The following is a 19,239-nucleotide window of genomic DNA, read 5'->3' on the forward strand; positions in this document are numbered from 1 at the left end:
AAGACATTGCTGCATAATCAACTAAACTCATCACAGCACCTCTTTGCTTCTGTTCAAATTACGGATTTTTCAAGTAATTTAACACTCGCATAAATTGCATCAATATGAGAAGTGGGGATTTGCGTTAATTTTCCGAGTTCTGCAACTGCACCAACGATTGCATCCACTTCGGTCGGACGATGTGCTTCAATATCTTGTAACATCGAGGTTTTGTGTGCGCCTACTTTTTCTGCCCCTTCGATACGTTGCTCTAGGGAAATACCAAACTCAACTCCCAGTTTTTCTGCGATCGCCTGGGCTTCAAGCATCATATTTCGTGCCAGTTCTCGCGTTAAAGAGTATTGACAAATCTCTTCTAGTGTGCATCTAGTTAATGCACTAATGGGATTAAAAGCTAAATTCCCCCACAATTTAATCCATAACTCATTGCGGATTTGGTTGCGTACAGGGGCTTTGATTCCAGCTTGACGAAAAGTTTGCGACAGTTGTTGAATGCGAGTACTTTTACTACCATCAAGTTCACCCAAAGAAAAGCGATCGCCCTCAATATGTTGTACGATTCCTGGGGCTGCAAGTTCAGCAGCAGGATACACCACACACCCAATCACGCGATCGACAGGAATGTTTGCTTCCACAATTCCTTGAGGATCGACAGACTGAATTTGATAGTCAGCATAAGAACTATTTAACTTGCGAAAATACCACCAGGGAATACCATTTTGAGCAGTAACAACAATGGTTTCATCACCATACAAAGCAGGTAAACTAGTTGCAACACTTGGTACACTCTGCGCTTTCAATGCCACAATCACGACATCTTGAGTTCCAGCAGCAGAAATATCTTGCGTCGCAACAACATTTTTTATTAACTCTTCTGTACCATCTGCATTGCGTAGCGTTAAACCTTTTTCCTGTATAGCTTGCAGATGCGCCCCGCGTGCAATTAAAGTGACTTGTTCGCCAGCAAGCGCCAACTTAGCACCAATATATCCTCCAATAGCACCTGCACCAACAATACAAATTTTCATCGCGCTATATCAAATTCGGTTAATTATCCACAATGTGACTAGTGGTTAATAACTCAAGGATATTCTAGTTGAATAACTAGAGATGATATCAATCTTTCAGTTTCAGCAGCTTTGCCATATTCAACCGTTGCAATTTACCTGTTGCACCTCGTGGTAACTCTTCTAGAATATGCAACTGACGGGGAATTTTAAATTCTGCGAGAAGTTCTGAACAATGTTTGCGCAATTCTTGTTCGCTTACTGTATTATCCTTCAGAACCACCGCCGCATGGATATCTTCACCTAAAGTTTTATGCGGTACAGCAAACGAAAGTGCTTCCGCAACAGCAACATGACGTAGTAAAACATTATCAACTTCTACAGGAAAAATTTTTTCTCCGCCTCGGTTAATCAACTCTTTAATTCTCCCAGTCAAAGAAAGATAGCCCTCTGCATCAATTACCCCTTGATCGCCAGTACGGAACCAACCATGAGTAAAAGCTTTAGCATTAGCTTCTGGGTTATTTTCATAACCATCAAACACATTTGCACCCTTAACGACTATCTCACCCAATTGCCCTGGTTTTAGCAAATTGCCATCTTCATCCATAATCCCGACTTCTACACCGAACCCATAACCAACACTTCCAGGTTTGCGCGTACTCGGAGGTAGCGGATTAGATGTCATTTGGTGCGATGCTTCTGTCATGCTGTATGCTTCAAGTACTGGAGTATTAAAAGTAGCTTCCAAGCGTTCTAAAACAACTGGCGGTAGCGAGGAACTACTCGAACGAATGAATCGTAAACGACTCGCTGCGATCGCTTCTTGATTGCGTTCAGCCCTTGCTAATAGTAGTTGATGCATGGTTGGTACTGCCGAGTACCATGTTGGTTGAAACTCACTTAAGATCCGCCAAAACTCCATTGCATTAAAGCCGGTAGGACAAATGACAGTTCCACCTGATGCTAAAGTAGATAGCATTGAAGCAACAATTCCGTGGACGTGAAACAGCGGCATAATACATAAAGCGCGATCGCTGGCACTCAAGTTATAAGTACTAATAATGTTGTGTGCTGAGGCTGCAAGATTGCGATGTTTGATTGGTACGCACTTGGGGCGACTCGTAGTACCACTCGTATGTAGAATCATCGCCACATCTTCTGATTCTGTTTGTTCAATTGTTCGCGGTGGATATTCTTTATCTTGAATCTTTTGTAAGGACAACGTACCATCAGATTTTGGTGTTGCTTGAATCACCATCATCTCAGGAGTCACCGCCGCTTGCGCTGCTGCAATACCATCTCCTAAAACAATTAAAGCGATCGCTTGTGTATCTTGATAATAAAACGCAAATTCTTCTTGTTTATATTTAGGATTGAGTGGGGCTGCTGTACCGCACGTTGCGGCTGCGAGGTATGTCAAGATCATTTCAGGACTATTTGGCATAGCGATCGCAATTCGCGATCCACGTCCAATTCCGAAATTGTTTAACTGTGCAGCAAGTTCTATAATCTGTTGGCGCACTTGTCCATAAGTTAAACTCGGTTTATCGGGTGCAACTATTGCCGGATGATGCTCTTCTCCTGTTAGGAGATCTAATAACGTTACTGATTTAAGTGAAGTCATAAGATTCCTTCTAAGTTGCTAGAGTTGCACCTATTTTTGAGATTTTTTAGTACTATAGCAATTCTTTGTGAGTTGTAAACTTTTTTTGAAACGTAGACGCATAGCGGCTTGCCGTAGGCTACCACAAAGGACACAAAGAGAAGAGATAGGGAGAGGTCTTTCACAAAGAACTTAGGATTAATCTACTAATCAGGGTAATTTTAATAAGTAGCAAGGATTACTTTAGTTTCTGGTTTATTCGATACAAACAAGCCGTAACTCAAATGTTTCACTCGTTGGAAATTTTCGCCCAACTATCAAAAAATTATATAGTTGCCTTCTCCAATCAGGTACATCGCGCATCTCATTTTGATTGTCAATTTTTTCTTGGTGGAAAATTGCTTCTTTTATGTTACTAAGTGCTTCCTCTTTATTACTTCCTTGTCTTACTATTCCCATATCCAAACATAAAGCTAGCCATTCATTTCTATGTCTTTTAAGTACGATAGTGTAAATATTATTCATATAAAAATCCTGTTAAACTAACAACCCTACATTTTATCAATTTCTTAATATGCAGGTTAAGCTATAGGTAGTAAAATAATAAAATAAGAAGTTAGTATGATAGAAATTCAAAGTTAGCTATCATGGTTTTTGTAAACATATAATGAAAGAAGTTCGTTTCAGCGCACATTCTCCATTAAAAATGGAAATACTGAAACGTCATGGAATAAGCATTAATCCTGAATTTGTTATTAAGGTAATACAGTCGCCTGACAAGCTAGATTATGAAATATACGACAAGCGAGTTGCTCAAAAACGATTGAATGCAAACTTAGTGTTACGTGTAGTCTACCGTGAATTCAGTACATTTGTTTTTGTTATAACTCTTTATCCAGGTAGGAGGTCTAGGTATGAAAATTAGCTATAGTAAGGACGCAGATGCACTTTTGATGGAACTATCTGACGAACCTATTGCTTATGCCGAAAATGCAGAAAAAGTCATTTTGCATTACTCAAATGACGAAAAGCTTGTTCTTATTGAAATTTTAGACTTCCGTCATCTTATGTCAGATAAAACAGTAGCGGAGTTGTTAGCATCTTAGTTGTTTTAACATAGCTAGGCGATCGCTTTGTTCTAATACTACTATGCAAATACGTACAAGGTATGAATCAAGATATTAGTGCAAAGTCTCACTTACAAATTGTGCCGCGATCGCCAATTTTATCAAGTCTAGAAGTTTCCAATCTCCTGCGTGTTGAACAACACTATCAACTTGCAAATGGCTCGTCTGAATGTTGTCTTCCTCATTATCTTTTAAGCATTCATCTTGGACAACCTATTCAATTAGAACGCATCCTTGATGGGCGACAAAGCCCTGCGTATTTAACCCAAGGCGACATCATGCTGACGCCTCCCCACACACATCGCAAATTGTCTTGGAATACTGATGCAGAATTTTTGTTACTCCGCCTTGAACCACAACTTCTGGCTTCTGCTGGATCTGATGTCGATCTAGAACGTATTGAAATTACACCACAATTAAAAATTCGCGATTCCCTGCTGCAACAAATCGGTTTAGCACTCAAAACAGAACTAAAATCAAATCGACTCGATCGCCTTTATGCTGATTCAATGGCAAATGCCTTAGCTGTTCATGTCTTACGACGATACTCAACGCAAAAGCAGAACATTCGCTCTTACACTGGTGGTTTACCTAACCATAAGCTACAACAAGCAATTGACTATATTCAAGCTTATTTAGCAGAAGACATCTCATTGCAAGCGATCGCATCTGAACTCGGTATGAGCCAGTATTATTTTGCTCGACTATTCAAACAGTCTACAGGCTACTCTCCCTATCAGTATCTCATCAAATGCCGTATTGAACGCGCCCAAGAATTACTGACGCAGACTCAGCATATCGCCAATGTTGCTTTGCAAGTTGGATTCACTAGCCAAAGTCAATTTGGCAGACATTTCAAGCGCCTTACTGGAGTGACACCAAAACAATTTTTAATGAAATAGCAAGAATCTTCTAAAATCGCAAAAAACGACTATACAGACGCAGTGGAAGATTTGTAGCCTTATTTATCAAACACGTATCAAGCGGTTCCATGCTGAGTTTATTTATGCGTAAGTTTCATAAAATTGCAGCGATCGCACTGTTAGTGCTTGGAGTTCTCACCGGAATGCCGAACATAGCAAAAGCTGATACTAGTATTCCTCTAGATACCACCAATGAAGTCGTTAATGTTGTGACGGTTTATCCCACAACCTCGAATCAAGCGAAAGTTCTTTCAGAAGTTTCCCAAACCGAACCGACATTCTCCAAAACTCCTGGTTTTCAAGACTCCGCAATTCTGAAAGCGCAGGATGGCACACAAGTAATTGCATTATCTCAATGGCAAGGAAAAGACTTATCTAGCTTCCAGTCATATGCAAAAGAACACGTACTAAACGTTTCCACACAGACACCGCAAACCTTTGCTTGTAAAGTGCAACATACTGAAACCAGAACAACATCGCCTAGTTTCAATCAAGGGGATGTCATCATGCTTAGCCAATTTAAGATGAAGCCAGGTCAAGATCAATCTGAACTTGCAACAATCGTTACTCAAGAGATGCCCAGTGTACTACAAATGACTCCAGGATTACAGTGGGCAGCAATGTGTCCTAGTACAGATCAATCTACAATTGCTTTACTCGCCCGTTGGAATAGTCGTGAAGATTTCGAGTCACTCGGTCAACAACCTGGTTTTGACAAAGAAACTAATTACTGGCAAACTTATGCTGATAATGAACACGGTCTTTACGATGTCGTAAAAATTATCCGCTAATTTTTTAGAAAAGAACTTAGCGGTTTCAACCGCAGCTACACTCGATCTTTCAGATCCACTGAGTGATGACAATAGCGTATTGTATCGCTTGAACGCGGCGTATGAGAACTCTGGGAGTTTCCGCAAACTTTACCTGTCTTCACAGGTTTTTATCACTCTTATTTTCGCATTAGTCCACGGAGGTGGACTTAGTTTTTTAGCTGCGAATTTATTCGCCAAGCTGATCTAAAACAAACTTAGTTGCGTAGGAGTATCATCAACACTATCCCAAAGAAGTGGCGGAACTGAGACACCATGTTGTTCTAACATCTGTTGAAAATATCTTGCATTTACAGGCGATCGCGCTTCTTTCGGACAATGCACAAAAAAATACACTCGCGTACCTTGACGCAACCACTCATCAACAACACCTACCCACTCTTGCAAAAAGCTTTGATTCAACTTCTGTTGCGGATGACTAATAAAGCGAATCAAACTAAAAGGTGCAGTTACACTCCGTTGTAAAGGTAACTGAGGCTTACGACGTTCGGAAATCTGGATATCTTCGGGTGTATCATAAATCGGACGCGAATCAAGCAAAACACGCCCAATACCCAAATCTTCTAGCAAATCATTGAGTTGACTTGCAAAAGGTTCCGCAAACCAGTCAGGATGACGCACCTCTAGCGCTAATTCTGCCTTTTCCTGTGACCAAGTACTCAAAAAAGTCGTCAAATCTTCCAACAATTCAGGACTATAGCGCGGCGGTAATTGTGCAAAAATTGGTCCTAAGCGACTTTCCAAACCCCGCATCCGTTCCAAAAAACTCAAAGCGCCAGGAATCGCAGGTTTCAATAATCCTTGATGTGTTAACTCTCGCGGTAACTTTAAACAAAACTCAAACCCCGACGGCGTATCCGCAGCCCACCGCGCCACCGTTTCAGGATCAGGCGTCGCATAAAAAGTCGTATTTCCCTCAACCGTCGTTAACCGCCGACCATAAAGCTGCAAAAACTCACTCGCCCGACTCCCCGCCGGATAAAAATTGCCAACCCAACCCTTATACGACCACACTGCACACCCAAGACGAAACATACTAATTTGTAATTTGTAATTCGTAATTTTCTATTTTCCTCTGCCCCCTGTTCACGCCAGTTTGCTCAACGGGGAAACCCCCGCACGCAACTGGTTCCTCTGCCTCTCTGCTTCCGCTTCACTTCTGCGCCAACTGCGGTATCCGACCCCGCAATCCAATCATCAACTGCAATGCATAAACCCTAAATACAGGAATCCGCCGCAACATCCACAAACCCAACCGCCGCACGACTACCAAAGGCAACCAATCGTTAGAAAACACCCGATCCAACAAGTCAGTAAAACCCAAAATTGCGAGATTTTCCCGCTTGCGCCAATGTTCATATTGCTGTAATATCTGAATACTACCAATATCCTGGTTATTTTTGTGCGCATTTTGCAACACCTGTGCCAAAGCAGCCGCATCACGCACACCTAAGTTTAAACCTTGACCGCCCACCGGATGACAACAATGCGCTGCATCGCCAATCAAAGCCAAGCGAGGTAATACATAGCGATCGCTCTGCATCAACTGCACCGGAAACATAAAGCGATCGCCTTCAAGTTCTAATTTCCCCATCTGATCGCCATAACGATGTTGCAACTCCTGCAAAAACTGCACGTCATCCAATGCGAGTAAAGCTTTAGCTTCTTCATGCGGTGCTGTCCAGACAATCCGACAGCGGTTTCCTGGTAGCGGTAGAATTGCAAACGGACCACTCGACCAAAACCGCTCATAGGCGGTATCATTATGAGATTTTTCTGGTTTCACAAAAGCAACAATACACGACTGCCAGTATTGCCAACCACGAGTTTTAATTCCTGCGGCATTACGAATACGCGATCGCGCCCCATCAGCGGCTACAAGTAACTTGGTACGAATAGTTTGTAACTCGCCATTCATGGAGACTGAAATCTCCATACAATCTGGTTGGTACTGTGTTTTTACCACTTCCACCGGACACAAATAGCTAATATTAGAGCATCCCTGCATAAATTCCTGCAACGGTGCTAGCAGTGCGTGGTGTTCTGCTACATAACCAATGACATCTGTACCTAAATCTGCGGTTTGAAATTCAACGATACCAGGGTAATCAGCGTCAGAAAGCCGCACTCGGCGATACTGGGCAATGTTGGGTAACATTTTAGCCCAAACACCAATGCCCTGAAAAATTCGTGCTGCGAGTTGGTGAACTGCATAAGCTTGTCCTTTAGACGCTGCGACAGAATGCTGTTTTGCTTCGATTACCGCTACCCGCAATCCAGGATCTTGCAATGCACACGCCAGTGTCAGCCCCACAATACCACCACCGACGATCGCTAAGTCATAATCATAGTCCAACTGAGGACAAACCGCTTGCTCCAACTGCTCCAGCACCATTGTTAGTAAAATTTACAACTAGCTAACACATTGTTTACTTTTCTTAATTGTTACGCGATCGCCCTTAGATAATCAAGGACATTAACTTAAGTTACACTTAACTCCATCAGTTGATCTGCCATTTCAAAGTTAGCAGTCACATTTTGCACGTCATCAAGAGATTCGAGAGTATCAATTAATTTCAACAGCGATCGCGCTTGTTCTGCATCACTAACTTCTACACTATTACTAGGAATCCAGCGTAACTCCACCTCATCTACCACAAAACCTTCATTTTTTAGATGTTGACTGAGATTTTCTAAATTTCCCACGCCTACATATACTTCAGCCGTATCATCCTCTGCAATTTCATACGAATCAGCGCCACCCTCCAACGATGCTTCTAATAGTTTCTCTTCATCAACCGCATCAGAGAGTATCACTACCCCTTTTTGAGCGAACATCCAACTGACACAACCTGTTTCACCGAGATTACCACCATTTTTACTAAATGCGGCTCTCAAGTCAGCAGCAGTACGATTGCGGTTATCAGTCAACGCTTCAATCAAAATTGCGACACCACCAGAACCATAACCTTCGTAACGAATTTCCTCAAGCTGGGCAGAGTCATCGGCATAAGTTCCTGCACCTTTTGCGATCGCCCGTTCAATATTTTCATTCGGTATTCCAGCAGCTTTTGCTTTTTCAATCGCTGTCCGTAGCTGAAAATTCCCAGATGGATCGGGTACGCCATTTCTAGCAGCTACAATAATTGCCCGCGACAATTGCGTAAAAGTTTTTCCTTTAACTGCATCTACCCGCGCCTTTTGTCGCTTAATATTTGCCCATTTACTATGTCCTGCCATAACGAAAAAGAATCTTCACAACTTAACTTCAGTTTAAACAATATAAATTTGATCATTAACCCTTACCTCCTGTAAAAGTCACTCCTTGAATAAAGTACCGATTAAAAAAGGCATAGATCAACAAAGCTGGCAATGTAAAAATCATTGATGCTGCCATAATATAATTCCAGTAACTAATGTATTGTCCCTTAAATGTATTTAATCCTAGTGGCAAAGTAAACATTTCTGGATCAGATAAAATTAGTAAAGGAGTTAAAAAATTATTCCACGCCCCCATAAATATAAAAATTGCTTGTGCAGCTAAGGCTGGTTTTGCTAATGGCAATACAACTCGAAAAAAAGTTTCTAAATAACCCAATCCATCTAATGCTGCTGCTTCTTCTAATTCTTTAGGGAAATTGATAAAAAACTGCCGCATCATAAAAATGAAAGTAGCGTTCACAATGCTAGGAACAATCAAACCTTGATATGAATTTAACCATCCTAAATTTTTTAATATCAAGAAAGTAGGAATTAAAGTAACTTGTCCAGGAACCATTAAAACAGCTAGGATAATAAAAAACCATATTTGATTTCCAGGAAAACGAATTCGAGCTAAGGCATACCCTGCCATAGAGTTAAATAACAAATTTCCTAATGTTACACACACAGCAACAAATACACTATTAAAGAACCACCTAAAAAATAAAGGCTCTTGAGTGAAAATTTGTTGATAATTTTCTATTGTAAATTGCTGTGGAATTAAACTATCTACTCCTGAAACAATTTCTGCTAGTGGTTTAAATGAAGCAGATAACGCCCAAGCAAAAGGTAGAAATGTTAGAACAGAATACAAAATCAAAATTGTATATAAAATAGGTGCAGCCCAAAACGATTTAATATTCATAAAAATGTTAATTAAACTTTTCCTCTTTTATCCAAAGGCGCTGAACTAAAGTAACAGTCATGATAATTAAGGCTAACAATAGTGCCAAAGCTGCTGCATACCCCATATCAAGAATTCTAAAAGCATACTGATAAATAAGTAAAACAACTGTCAGCGTTGAATTATTTGGACCACCCGAACCACGAGAGAAAATATAAGATTGATCAAATAACTGGAAAGTCCCTACAATTCCCATCACAATAATAAAGAAAGTCACAGGTTGTAAAAAAGGTAAAGTAAGATAAACTAGCTTATCCCATGCACTTGCTCCATCTAAAGTTGCTGCTTCATAAATTGTCTCTGGAATATCTTGCATTGCTGCTAAATAAATCACCATAAAAAGTGGTGCAGTCGCCCAAATATTCATCAACATAATTGCTTTGAGTGCCACACCAGGATCGCCAAGCCAGTTATATGTAGGTAATTCTAAAAAATTCAAAAAGCGGTTAAGCAATCCATTTGAGTTACAAACCCACATAAAAATGAGTGTTAAAACAGCTGATGAAGTTACAGTTGGAAGAAAAAATAGAATTCTGAAAAAGTTTTTCCCTTTAATTTGAGTATTGAGAATTAATGCTAAAATTAAAGCAAGTAAAGTTTGTGTAGGGACAACGATTACTACATACTCTGCTGTATTTTTCAAAGCAATTCTGACACGTTCATCACTAAATGCTCGTAAAAAGTTACGCCAACCTCTAAAAGTATAACTGACATCTCCTAATGGTTGAATTCTGTAAAACGCAAAAACCATTGCCAAAATAATAGGGAAAATTAAGAAAACTCCCATAATCAAAAAAGTAGGAGTCATAAACATATATCCACTAACAGCTTCACTACTCGTGTTCAAGAAGCTTTTTTTACTAAAAATAGTCATATCTTTAAAATAAACTCAAGCTAAAAATTATAAAACAATATTAGATTATTAGATTAAGGAAAAACACTTAACTGCTTTGCATTTAATGATTATTATCAAATTAAATCAACCCGCAGTAATTTAAAATAGACTGTACTCCTCCTTATTTGCTCTCTGTGAAATGCCACTTGTTTTAACAGAGGAAACCTCCGCACGGAAGTGGCTTCTCTATACTTAGTAAGGTTCGTTAACAAAACACTCACAACCCAAACACCTGCAGTCTGGTTATTAGATTTTGCCAAAAAGTGGGAATAATAACTATGCTCTGAAGCTTAAACTTCTTCAAGTTTGGGCTTAGAGATCTCCAAAGTCATGTGAATCAAAAGTAGTAAAGCACCACAAAGGCTCAAGTTTGAGCCAAAATCAAAACATAGTAGTCATAAAATAGAAAGCTAGTAGAAACGATACAAGTATGCATGCGAAATCATCGTTAATGCGTCAAGCTAGTACTTACATACTAGCGATCGCACTAGGAGTCATTTTGGCAGTCAGCACCGTACGAGTGTTACCATGCCAGGCAGCACCAATCGCTGAAGATAACCCTAGCATTCAAGCAAAAGCCCCAATTACATCAAATAGCTTTGTCACAGCAGCCGTTAATCGTGTTGGATCTGCAGTAGTACGCATCGATACTGAACGTACGGTGACACGTCAGGTTCCTGAACCATTTTTGGAAGATCCTTTCTTTCGCCGCTTCTTTGGCGATGGTTTTTCGCAACAAATGCCCTCAGAAACTTTACGAGGATTGGGTTCAGGCGTCATTATAGATCCTAGCGGTGAAATTTTAACCAACGCCCACGTTGTCAACCAAGCAGATCGAGTCACAGTACAACTTAAAGACGGACGCACTTTTGAAGGCACAGTGCAAGGTGTTGATGAAGTTTCAGATTTAGCTGTAGTGAAGATTGATGCTGGAGGTGACGTACCAGTCGCACCATTAGGAGATTCGAGTACAGTACAAGTAGGAGATTGGGCGATCGCCGTTGGTAATCCATTGGGATTAGATAATACAGTCACCTTAGGAATCGTTAGTACCTTAAAACGTTCCAGTCGTGAAGTTGGCATTTTTAATAAACGCCTAGAGTTTATTCAAACCGATGCTGCGATCAACCCTGGTAATTCTGGGGGACCGTTGTTAAATGAACGCGGTGAAGTCATCGGAATTAATACCGCAATTCGTGCAGATGCAATGGGTATTGGTTTTGCTATTCCTATAGATAAAGCCAAAGCAATTAAAGATCAACTCATGCGTGGAGAAAAAATTGCTCATCCTTTTTTGGGCGTGCAAATGGTTACTGTTACTCCACAGCTAGCTAAGCAAAATAACAGCGATCCGAATTCTCCAATTGATGTCCCAGAAATCAGCGGCGTACTCGTAGTCCGAGTTGTTCCTAATTCTCCCGCCGCCGCAGGAGGAATACGTCGCGGAGATGTTATTGTACAAGTTGACCGTCAACCCGTAGCTACTGCTGAGCAACTGCAAAGCATTGTAGATAACAGTCAAGTAGGTCAAGTACTGCAAATCAAAGTTCAGCGGAATAACAAGACTCAACAACTCTCAGTGCGCACTGGCGAACTAGAAGACAAATACTAATACCAAATCGTAATTCGTCATTGAACTGCCGGAACTTGAATTGGTATAACAGAGTGAGACATTGAACATGGACTGTGAGTGGGGCAGGATACCTGTCCCACAGTTTTTCATAAAATTTGTAACAACTCCTTGATTTTTTCGCCTTGCTTTTGTTTAAACTGCTCAGGAAACTTTAACTCAATAATGACAGATGAGCGATCGCTGTCTTGAGAGCTAATTTCTACATGAGTAATTTGAGCTAAGAAACGATTTGCCGAATTGTTACTCTCTAAGAGCAAGCCTACTATGGGTTTCTGTTGCCTCATCTTTTCAATATCCTGTTGTTGTAGCTGCTTTTCTGAAGAAGCAGGATTGCAAACTAGCTCAAGTTTTAAACTGCTAGTTCCCAGTTCAGTTGCTTTTCCTACAAAAAATTGTCCTTCCCAGTATATTTGGGCTGTCGTTTGAACTTGTTTGCGAACCTTTTGCACACTCCGCTCTGGTTTAAAATCTCGGAAGGAACGGACGAGACTTGTTGCAAGAAACTTAAACGAATTGAAAGGTTTATCAGCAATTTCTCGCTTTTGCCCGTACCACTCTTTCACATCAGAATAGATAACCAACACTAAATTATCCAACTGAGTGCGAGTAGGATTGATAAAATCAATGACTACATGAATTTGAGTGTCATTCACTGGCGTCCAGCGAACAATTTTTCCATTCAGAAATGCTCTTGTTCCATAATCGCCAATCACTTCAACTTCAACTTCATCCGGTAAGTTAGCCCAAGAATCTAGTGCAATCAGTGCTCCAGTCTCTGAAATATTCACTGTAATTCCAGGAACGCTTTGATCTGCACTGTAAATCACTGCACCTAGATGGCGCTGTAAACGGTGTGCAGAACGTAATTGTGGTTGTTCAAAAGCAACAAGACAAGCAGCTATTAATAAAATCAAGTTAAACACACACCACAAGGCGTTTACCAATACAGCTTCACTATCTTCAGGGCGAAGTAATAACCAGAAAGGAACTGCAAGCAGAGATATCACAACCAGTGCAGTGACAAATAATAACGGACGTGCCGATTGCCAATCAAAAGTACGCTTATCAACAGTTTGCCCTTTATCTGTAACGTTGAAAGAACCAAGTTTAGGGTTAATCAGCGCTAAAAGCGTGACAAGTCCCGCTTGGTAAGACATCACAAACTCAAAGATTTCATTCCAGAAAGAAAAGCGGACGTGTTTGTAAGTCAGGTGGTTGGTATTTAAACCTAAAAGAATGTGCGGCAAAGCATAGGCGAGAGTTTCTAAACCTAAACCGCGAATGGGATTGATGCTAAATAGTAAAAATAGCGTAGGAGCGATCGCATACATCAATCGCGGAAAGCCGTAGAAAAAGTGCGATGTTGCCGAAAAGTAACAAATCCGTTGTGGTAACGTCAACTTCAACTTTGGGTTAAACATCGGGTTTTCCAGCCGCAAGATCTGTGCCATTCCCCGCGCCCAGCGCACCTGTTGCCCAACATAAGCTGCCAACTTCTCTGGTGCTAAGCCCGCAACCATAATTTTGTCATAGTAGACTGTCTCATACCCCAAGGAATGCAAGCGTAAGGATGTGTGACAATCTTCAGTCACAGTTTCGACTGCAATTCCACCAATTTGCATGACGTGTTCTTTACGAATCACCGCTGCTGAACCGCAGAAAAATGCAGCATTCCAAAAATCATTACCCTTTTGCAGTACCTTGTAAAACAGTTCGTTACCTACTGGAACTTTGCCCCCTGTTAATAAATTCCGTTCAAACGGATCGGGGTTATAAAACCAGTGTGGTGTCTGCACCAAAGAAACTTTAGGATTATCGAAAAAGCCGACTGTTTTCTGGAGAATATCTCGCGCGGGAACGTGATCGCAGTCTAAAATAAGCACTAAATCGCCTTGAGTATGGCGAAATGCAGTGTTGATGTTTCCTGCCTTAGCATGATCGTTATTCTCTCGCGTGAGTAGCGTACAGCCGATTTCATCGCACATCAAGCGTAACTCTTCTCGACGCTCCGGAAATTTACGACCATCATCTAAAATATATACCCGTTTCTTATCTGCTGGATAATCAGTGGCTAATGCACCTAATGCAGTTTTACGAACAATATCAACGCTTTCGTTATAGGTGGGAATATAAATATCAACTGTGAACCACTGTATTTGTGGAATTGTTTTAAGATCTACTGGTTCGCGATCTTTAATTTTGAGTGTTTGAAAATAAGCAAGTACCAGTGTCAAAACTGCGTATAACTCGGCTCCATAGAGTAAAACACAACTGATACCGTTAATCCAGTTGTTAAAGTTGAGCGTATAAGAAGTTCGATAGTAAAGATAGCGTAGCGTTGTCGCGAGACTCAGCCACACCATAAATAAGTGCAAGTATTCACTACGAGACTTTGAGGGTTTATTTTGCTCGGCACGAACGATGATTTGACCGATCGCAATCAAAACCACTGTAACAATACCTTGCTGCCAAACTGCTAATGGTGTCGTAATCAGTGGTACAGACAGCAGTAAAAGTGGTACGATAAGCCACTTAAGATGGCGGATTTCTAACTTTTCTAATGCCCGATCAAACTGCTGTGGCAGATCTTCAACTAGCCAATTTGCTAATGAAAGTTTTTGGCGTTGTCGCTTTAAATTGAATAAAGCCATACTCTACTTCTTATCCTCCACAGTAATCCGCTTCAGATACGCTTGCGTAATGCCATAAAGCACAACAGCGATACCTAAAATACCCAAGGGCAGTAAGTACCAATGTTCTTGCAACAAACGCGATGCTTTACTCAATAAACTGGTATTTTCAATGCGTCGTTGAGGAGAACTTTGCAGAAACTTCAGTTCATAACCTTCAGGATCGTAAGCCGCAGGATCTTGCTGATTGCTGGAAATCAGTACAGTATCTTTTTGGAGTTGGAAAAACCAAGGATCTTTATCAAGAATTTGACGAACTCGTTCTAAACCATTGTCAGTTTGAGCACTCAGTGCCAAAACAACGCGATCGCGGTTCCAAGGTGAAATAATTTGCTTAATCACTCCGTCTTCGTCGGGTAACGCTTGCACTGTACCGCCGCCCCAAGTACGGGAAAAGACATCACTCAGGAAAAAGCCACCAGCTTGAAAGACTTCAGGAAAAGGAAACTGTTCGCGAGTTCCGATTCCGACCAAGTGATAATTCCTTTGTTCTTGCATAGGCAAACTTTCCGCAGTGTAAACTTGTAAGGCTACCGACTCGGCTTGACTCAAACGCCCCATGCGTTCGCTAAACTCCAACATCGTTAGTAAATCGGTTTTTGAAGGCGCATCTGGTAAAACAATCGCAGTGCTTGAAAGATCCTGTGGTGCCGTAAAAGGAAAACCAGATTGCAAGAGTTTCAAGTCAGGAATTTGTACAGATGTTTCGCGATTGAGACGAAAGCTAGTATCCGCATGGACTGTGCCAGAAAGTTGTTGATCGGCAACAACTCCACCACACTTATCTGGTGCTTCTTTAGAATGCAAGCGGAATGCCACTTGAATTTTGGAAGTAGGTGTAATTAAATTTTCTGGTAAGTTGACATTAAGTGTTTTTCTGACTTCTCCTTGTTCTGAAGTCAAACGCTCTCCACCAATAAATACGCCATCAAGTAAAACTTCTACTGCTGAAGTTCTTGGATTAGCTTGCGGACCATAGCTATAACGTAAGGTCATTGAATTACCTCGGTTAAAGCGATCGCTTGGTAACGCGCGAAAGTCAAATTCAATTGGTGGTGCAGCAGAACCCCGTACCGTCACATCTTCAAACGGTTGATTGTTACTAGTTGCTAAGTCTTTGAGGGCGAAAGAATTATTTTCAGGAAGATAACGCGGCCATTGACGCAACCCTGGTGTTGGTGCTTCTGTTAATTGAGAAACAATCATGCCCTGTCCTGTAGCAATCTTACGGTTCTGCGACTGCACGAGGGCTTGAACGGCTTTTGTGACTCCATCAGAGCCATTTCCAGTAGCAACCAGTACAGGAACACCGCTATCTTTCGTTGTTGTCACCATCAAAACACCGACATCTTCAGGTAACGGATCTTGATTACCATCAAGTACTTGATTACCAGCGATCGCAAAAGGTAAATCGAGTTCTCTTAAAGCTGGTTGTTCTTCTGGCGTACCAATAATAACTAGCCGTTGCCCTTCAACGGCATCAACACTTTCAACTAAACTTGTATCAATCGGGCGAAACTCGGCAAACCTACCCAAAGATGTTTGAAAACGAGCTGCTGCTGTGAGCCAAGTTTCACTCATTTGTTGGGGTAGCAAATAAGCAATCTGATTTGGCTCCAAACTCAACTCATCAAAGAAAGGATAAGGATAACGACTTAAGTTGATCGGAACTGGCTGCGGAGTGTAGTTAAAAATTAATTTAGAATCTGGTAGAATCTCTGTCCATAGTGTTTGATCGGCTTCGCTACAAGTTGCCGAGTTATGCTGTTGTGCCACCACTGTCAATTCATTGAAATTCTGAATCAAATTTGGTGGAATATCAAACAACACACTCCCAATCTGTGACTGCTTGCGATTTAAGGGGACGCTACCAACACTTGTCCCATTGACTCTTAGTGTTAAATTAGAGCGATTGGCAAATAATGCCGGTGAATGTTGGAAGCGAATCAACGCCTTCACTGATTGCATTTGCCAACCACGCGGGCGGGTAAACCCAAGTCGTCCTTCAGAATAGATACCTTGTAAACGAAAGCGATTACCAACAACAGGACTACGGTTAAACTCCATAACATATTGACTCGGAGGTACAGCATTAGCAGCCACTGTAGTAACCTTAGGGCTTGATTCTGGACGTGGACGAGGAGTTGTAGCCGTAGCAGCTGATTGAGGGCGGGGCGATGCTGATCGCGCAGTTGCTGGAGGTTTGCTTGGTGCTTGAGGCGCAGGTTGTTGCGATCTTCTCAGCCCCAAAGAAGATCGCAATCGCCGTGGTGCGGTCGCAGGTGCAGTTACCCGCTGTTGCGGTCGATAAACTGGCGGTCTTGAAGGTGCTTTAGGCAGCGCATACTCTTGAATTAATTGCTGTTCCTCTTGGCGCAATCTGCTTTCACTTTGAGCTTGAATTGAAGTTGTTGTGGAAGCAAGAACTGCTGCGGTGCAGCCTAATACCACTAGCCAAAGATATGGCGATAGGACATTGTACGTTTGAGACTTTGTTTTAGTCTTAGAGTGAGTAGGTCGATCGCGACGAAAGCTATGCATGAGCGGTTAAGATTAAGTGCGACTCTAGTTAGTAGGATGTAAAAGTTGTCTGAACTCAGTGGGTGGAAATAATCCCAATCCCACGAGATTTTGAGTGTAGTAAGCTGAATCTTGCTCCCAAATTCCATCGCGGTATTGGGGTAAGAGTTTTTGTTGCAGAATTTGGTTAGCAATTGCAGGCTCAATTAAGCTAAAAGCAGCAAACAGCATGGCATACTGTGATGTCGCCTCGTAGTTGACTAACGGGTTTCCATGCAAATTGATTTGTGCTGGAATTCGTTTTGTGGAAGACCACGTTTGTTGCAAATGCTTTAAATGACGCTGCAAAAACTGAGTTGCTCGTGGTTCTTGAAACCACACTGCATCCAAAGCTAAACGCCACCAAACTCGATAAGCGTTGAAACTGTACTCGGTTCGTAAGGAATGTGCCGCCGGTAATGCTTGATAGTTACCTGTTTGCGTATCGAGACTTACCCAGTCACTCGGTAAATTGACTTTCGATAGCTTGGTAGAATTCTCTAGCACTTGGTAACTACTATCCACTAACGATTGCCAATCGCGGGTAGGATCAACCTGAGCAAAAATCCGAAAGGCATAAGGTGCAAAATAAGAAGGATTGAGAATCAAAATGTGCGATCGCACTTGAAAGGCTTCTGTCGGACCAGGAATGAGATAACGATTACCATTCGGCATAGCAACTGTAGACAGATTCCATAAGTCCTGTAGTTTGCTTTGGGCTAACTGAAGATACTCTGGACGCTGCCAACGACGTGACGCAAAAATGAGTGCAGTAATTGCATCAATGTCAGCATCACTCGCAAAATTGGCATCGCGAATTTTCCAATTTCCTTGGATATCACGACCCCATTCCCATGCCCATAACTGATCTGTACGTTTACCTGCTACTGTCCGCTTGAGATTGTTTTCACTCCAATTCAGCGTTCGAGCAAATGTTGTCAGATCGTCCGCAAACACCGCCCGCAGCATTGCATAGGCTTGAGCTTCCGAAGTTGAGCGATCGCTATCTTCCCGATCAATGACCCGCCCATCGGCTTGAATAAATCTTTGCCGATATGCATTCCAGCTTTCTTGCAGCAAATCTTCTAAGTCAATTTCTGTTGTCGGTACTGCAACAGGTGAAGGAGATTGTGTTGCAACTGCTAGGCTGCGAGGTGGCGAATTAGATAAACAACCACTTAAACCGAGTACAGCGATCGCGACAGCAAAAGAACTTAAAGGTAAAAAGTTTGTATGATATTTACGATTTTCACCTTGATCTAATTGCTGCATCTTGCTGATTACCTGTGGTTATATAAATCCAAAAAAGTGAATTTAAACTATTTTTTTAAAGCTACTAGTTCGTAATAAAATTGACATTTAACTAATAAATTGTTGGCTAATAAAAAAACGAATTTATCCTCCTTTGAAAACCATAAACAATCTAAGAGCTGATTAGCTCTGAATAAGTTTTAGACTTTTGCTCTATCAACCTATAGATGAAATCTAGCCTTGCTATTGAGCAATAACCAAGCGCAAATCTACTGAGAGTTTCACTACAGTTCCTTATGTATGAAACTTGATCTCAGTAATTATGCAGTAATAATATTTAATTAAGAAATTAATAAATTATGAAAGGTGTTTGCGTAGATAGAGCAATCAGTAATTGTTTTAAATATATTACAATGTTTTACAGTTGAATGGCACTAAGAAAAGCGGAAACGCTTATCAATTAAGCAGTCTGCAATTGTTTACGTAATTCTTGCCGAGGCTTAGTCAATCTGGGGTAAGCTTTGGGACGGCGTTTGGTGACTCGTGGTTCGCT

15 protein-coding genes are annotated in these 19,239 nt (G+C 41.3%); 4 read left to right on the forward strand and 11 right to left on the reverse strand.

From position 1 onward, the window contains the following. Positions 1 to 53: 53 nt before the first annotated feature. From IQ230_RS10205 to IQ230_RS10215, 3 genes are all read right to left on the reverse strand, one after another. Complete coding sequence (locus tag IQ230_RS10205) at positions 54 to 1,028, reverse strand: 2-dehydropantoate 2-reductase (RefSeq protein ID WP_193931890.1); 975 nt, start codon at positions 1,026 to 1,028, stop codon at positions 54 to 56. A gap of 88 nt (positions 1,029 to 1,116) precedes the next feature. After that, the gene (locus IQ230_RS10210) at positions 1,117 to 2,634 is read right to left on the reverse strand and encodes an acyl--CoA ligase (RefSeq protein WP_193931891.1); all 1,518 of its coding nucleotides are present in this window, start codon (positions 2,632 to 2,634) and stop codon (positions 1,117 to 1,119) included. A gap of 234 nt (positions 2,635 to 2,868) precedes the next feature. Then, positions 2,869 to 3,138 carry a type II toxin-antitoxin system HicB family antitoxin gene (locus IQ230_RS10215; RefSeq protein WP_193931892.1) on the reverse strand — a complete coding sequence of 90 codons (270 nt, stop codon included), beginning with the start codon at positions 3,136 to 3,138 and terminating at the stop codon, positions 2,869 to 2,871. Between the two features lie 389 nt (positions 3,139 to 3,527). Between IQ230_RS10215 and IQ230_RS10220 the strand changes: the two genes are divergently transcribed. The 3 genes from IQ230_RS10220 (at position 3,528) to IQ230_RS10230 (ending at position 5,454) form a co-directional block, all read left to right on the forward strand. Next, a complete protein-coding gene (locus IQ230_RS10220) occupies positions 3,528 to 3,719 on the forward strand; it encodes a DUF2283 domain-containing protein (RefSeq protein ID WP_193931893.1) in 192 nt (63 codons plus the stop codon). A 62-nt stretch (positions 3,720 to 3,781) separates the two neighbouring features. Then, positions 3,782 to 4,642, forward strand: coding sequence for a helix-turn-helix domain-containing protein (locus tag IQ230_RS10225; protein ID WP_193931894.1), 861 nt, complete (start codon positions 3,782 to 3,784; stop codon positions 4,640 to 4,642). Between the two features lie 104 nt (positions 4,643 to 4,746). After that, the gene (locus tag IQ230_RS10230; RefSeq protein WP_193931895.1) at positions 4,747 to 5,454 is read left to right on the forward strand and encodes a hypothetical protein; all 708 of its coding nucleotides are present in this window, start codon (positions 4,747 to 4,749) and stop codon (positions 5,452 to 5,454) included. Positions 5,455 to 5,679: 225 nt separating this feature from the next. Here IQ230_RS10230 and IQ230_RS10235 read toward each other — a convergent pair whose 3' ends face one another. The 5 genes from IQ230_RS10235 to IQ230_RS10255 all read right to left on the reverse strand — a co-directional run bounded on the left by IQ230_RS10235 (position 5,680) and on the right by IQ230_RS10255 (position 10,466). Next, positions 5,680 to 6,528 (reverse strand): DUF72 domain-containing protein, encoded by an 849-nt coding sequence (locus IQ230_RS10235; RefSeq protein WP_193931896.1) that lies wholly within the window; start codon positions 6,526 to 6,528, stop codon positions 5,680 to 5,682. A 118-nt stretch (positions 6,529 to 6,646) separates the two neighbouring features. Continuing rightward, positions 6,647 to 7,888 (reverse strand): FAD-dependent hydroxylase, encoded by a 1,242-nt coding sequence (locus IQ230_RS10240; RefSeq protein WP_193931897.1) that lies wholly within the window; start codon positions 7,886 to 7,888, stop codon positions 6,647 to 6,649. 86 nt (positions 7,889 to 7,974) lie between these two features. Continuing rightward, positions 7,975 to 8,733, reverse strand: coding sequence for a YebC/PmpR family DNA-binding transcriptional regulator (locus IQ230_RS10245; protein ID WP_193931898.1), 759 nt, complete (start codon positions 8,731 to 8,733; stop codon positions 7,975 to 7,977). Positions 8,734 to 8,788: 55 nt separating this feature from the next. Further along, the gene (locus IQ230_RS10250) at positions 8,789 to 9,619 is read right to left on the reverse strand and encodes a carbohydrate ABC transporter permease (protein WP_193931899.1); all 831 of its coding nucleotides are present in this window, start codon (positions 9,617 to 9,619) and stop codon (positions 8,789 to 8,791) included. A 7-nt stretch (positions 9,620 to 9,626) separates the two neighbouring features. Further along, positions 9,627 to 10,466 (reverse strand): carbohydrate ABC transporter permease, encoded by an 840-nt coding sequence (locus IQ230_RS10255; protein ID WP_228054737.1) that lies wholly within the window; start codon positions 10,464 to 10,466, stop codon positions 9,627 to 9,629. Positions 10,467 to 10,983: 517 nt separating this feature from the next. Here IQ230_RS10255 and IQ230_RS10260 point away from each other — a divergent pair. Next, positions 10,984 to 12,165 carry an HhoA/HhoB/HtrA family serine endopeptidase gene (locus tag IQ230_RS10260; RefSeq protein ID WP_193931901.1) on the forward strand — a complete coding sequence of 394 codons (1,182 nt, stop codon included), beginning with the start codon at positions 10,984 to 10,986 and terminating at the stop codon, positions 12,163 to 12,165. Between the two features lie 107 nt (positions 12,166 to 12,272). Here the strand turns inward: IQ230_RS10260 and bcsA are convergent, their stop codons facing one another. From bcsA to IQ230_RS10275, 3 genes are read right to left on the reverse strand one after another with little or no spacing between them, the layout of a single operon-like run. Continuing rightward, positions 12,273 to 14,837 carry a UDP-forming cellulose synthase catalytic subunit gene (gene bcsA / locus IQ230_RS10265; RefSeq protein ID WP_193931902.1) on the reverse strand — a complete coding sequence of 855 codons (2,565 nt, stop codon included), beginning with the start codon at positions 14,835 to 14,837 and terminating at the stop codon, positions 12,273 to 12,275. Between the two features lie 3 nt (positions 14,838 to 14,840). Continuing rightward, positions 14,841 to 17,417, reverse strand: coding sequence for a cellulose biosynthesis cyclic di-GMP-binding regulatory protein BcsB (locus IQ230_RS10270; RefSeq protein ID WP_193931903.1), 2,577 nt, complete (start codon positions 17,415 to 17,417; stop codon positions 14,841 to 14,843). Positions 17,418 to 17,441: 24 nt separating this feature from the next. Continuing rightward, on the reverse strand, positions 17,442 to 18,707 hold the full coding sequence (locus IQ230_RS10275) for a glycosyl hydrolase family 8 (protein ID WP_193931904.1): 1,266 nt from the start codon (positions 18,705 to 18,707) through the stop codon (positions 17,442 to 17,444). Positions 18,708 to 19,239 lie beyond the last annotated feature (532 nt).

It is taken from the genome of Gloeocapsopsis crepidinum LEGE 06123 (assembly GCF_015207655.1).
Taxonomy (GTDB): domain Bacteria; phylum Cyanobacteriota; class Cyanobacteriia; order Cyanobacteriales; family Chroococcidiopsidaceae; genus Gloeocapsopsis; species Gloeocapsopsis crepidinum.

Excerpts from the sequence above, each read along its gene's own strand:
- IQ230_RS10245 (WP_193931898.1), bottom strand. The coding sequence starts at position 8,733 with ATGGCAGGACATAGTAAATGGGCAAATATTAAGCGACAAAAGGCGCGG.
- IQ230_RS10275 (WP_193931904.1), bottom strand. The coding sequence starts at position 18,707 with ATGCAGCAATTAGATCAAGGTGAAAATCGTAAATATCATACAAACTTT.
- IQ230_RS10230 (WP_193931895.1), top strand. The coding sequence starts at position 4,747 with ATGCGTAAGTTTCATAAAATTGCAGCGATCGCACTGTTAGTGCTTGGA.
- IQ230_RS10220 (WP_193931893.1), top strand. The coding sequence starts at position 3,528 with ATGAAAATTAGCTATAGTAAGGACGCAGATGCACTTTTGATGGAACTA.
- IQ230_RS10240 (WP_193931897.1), bottom strand. The coding sequence starts at position 7,888 with ATGGTGCTGGAGCAGTTGGAGCAAGCGGTTTGTCCTCAGTTGGACTAT.
- IQ230_RS10235 (WP_193931896.1), bottom strand. The coding sequence starts at position 6,528 with ATGTTTCGTCTTGGGTGTGCAGTGTGGTCGTATAAGGGTTGGGTTGGC.
- IQ230_RS10270 (WP_193931903.1), bottom strand. The coding sequence starts at position 17,417 with ATGCATAGCTTTCGTCGCGATCGACCTACTCACTCTAAGACTAAAACA.
- IQ230_RS10260 (WP_193931901.1), top strand. The coding sequence starts at position 10,984 with ATGCATGCGAAATCATCGTTAATGCGTCAAGCTAGTACTTACATACTA.
- IQ230_RS10205 (WP_193931890.1), bottom strand. The coding sequence starts at position 1,028 with ATGAAAATTTGTATTGTTGGTGCAGGTGCTATTGGAGGATATATTGGT.
- IQ230_RS10210 (WP_193931891.1), bottom strand. The coding sequence starts at position 2,634 with ATGACTTCACTTAAATCAGTAACGTTATTAGATCTCCTAACAGGAGAA.
- IQ230_RS10225 (WP_193931894.1), top strand. The coding sequence starts at position 3,782 with ATGAATCAAGATATTAGTGCAAAGTCTCACTTACAAATTGTGCCGCGA.
- bcsA (WP_193931902.1), bottom strand. The coding sequence starts at position 14,837 with ATGGCTTTATTCAATTTAAAGCGACAACGCCAAAAACTTTCATTAGCA.
- IQ230_RS10215 (WP_193931892.1), bottom strand. The coding sequence starts at position 3,138 with ATGAATAATATTTACACTATCGTACTTAAAAGACATAGAAATGAATGG.
- IQ230_RS10250 (WP_193931899.1), bottom strand. The coding sequence starts at position 9,619 with ATGAATATTAAATCGTTTTGGGCTGCACCTATTTTATATACAATTTTG.
- IQ230_RS10255 (WP_228054737.1), bottom strand. The coding sequence starts at position 10,466 with ATGACTCCTACTTTTTTGATTATGGGAGTTTTCTTAATTTTCCCTATT.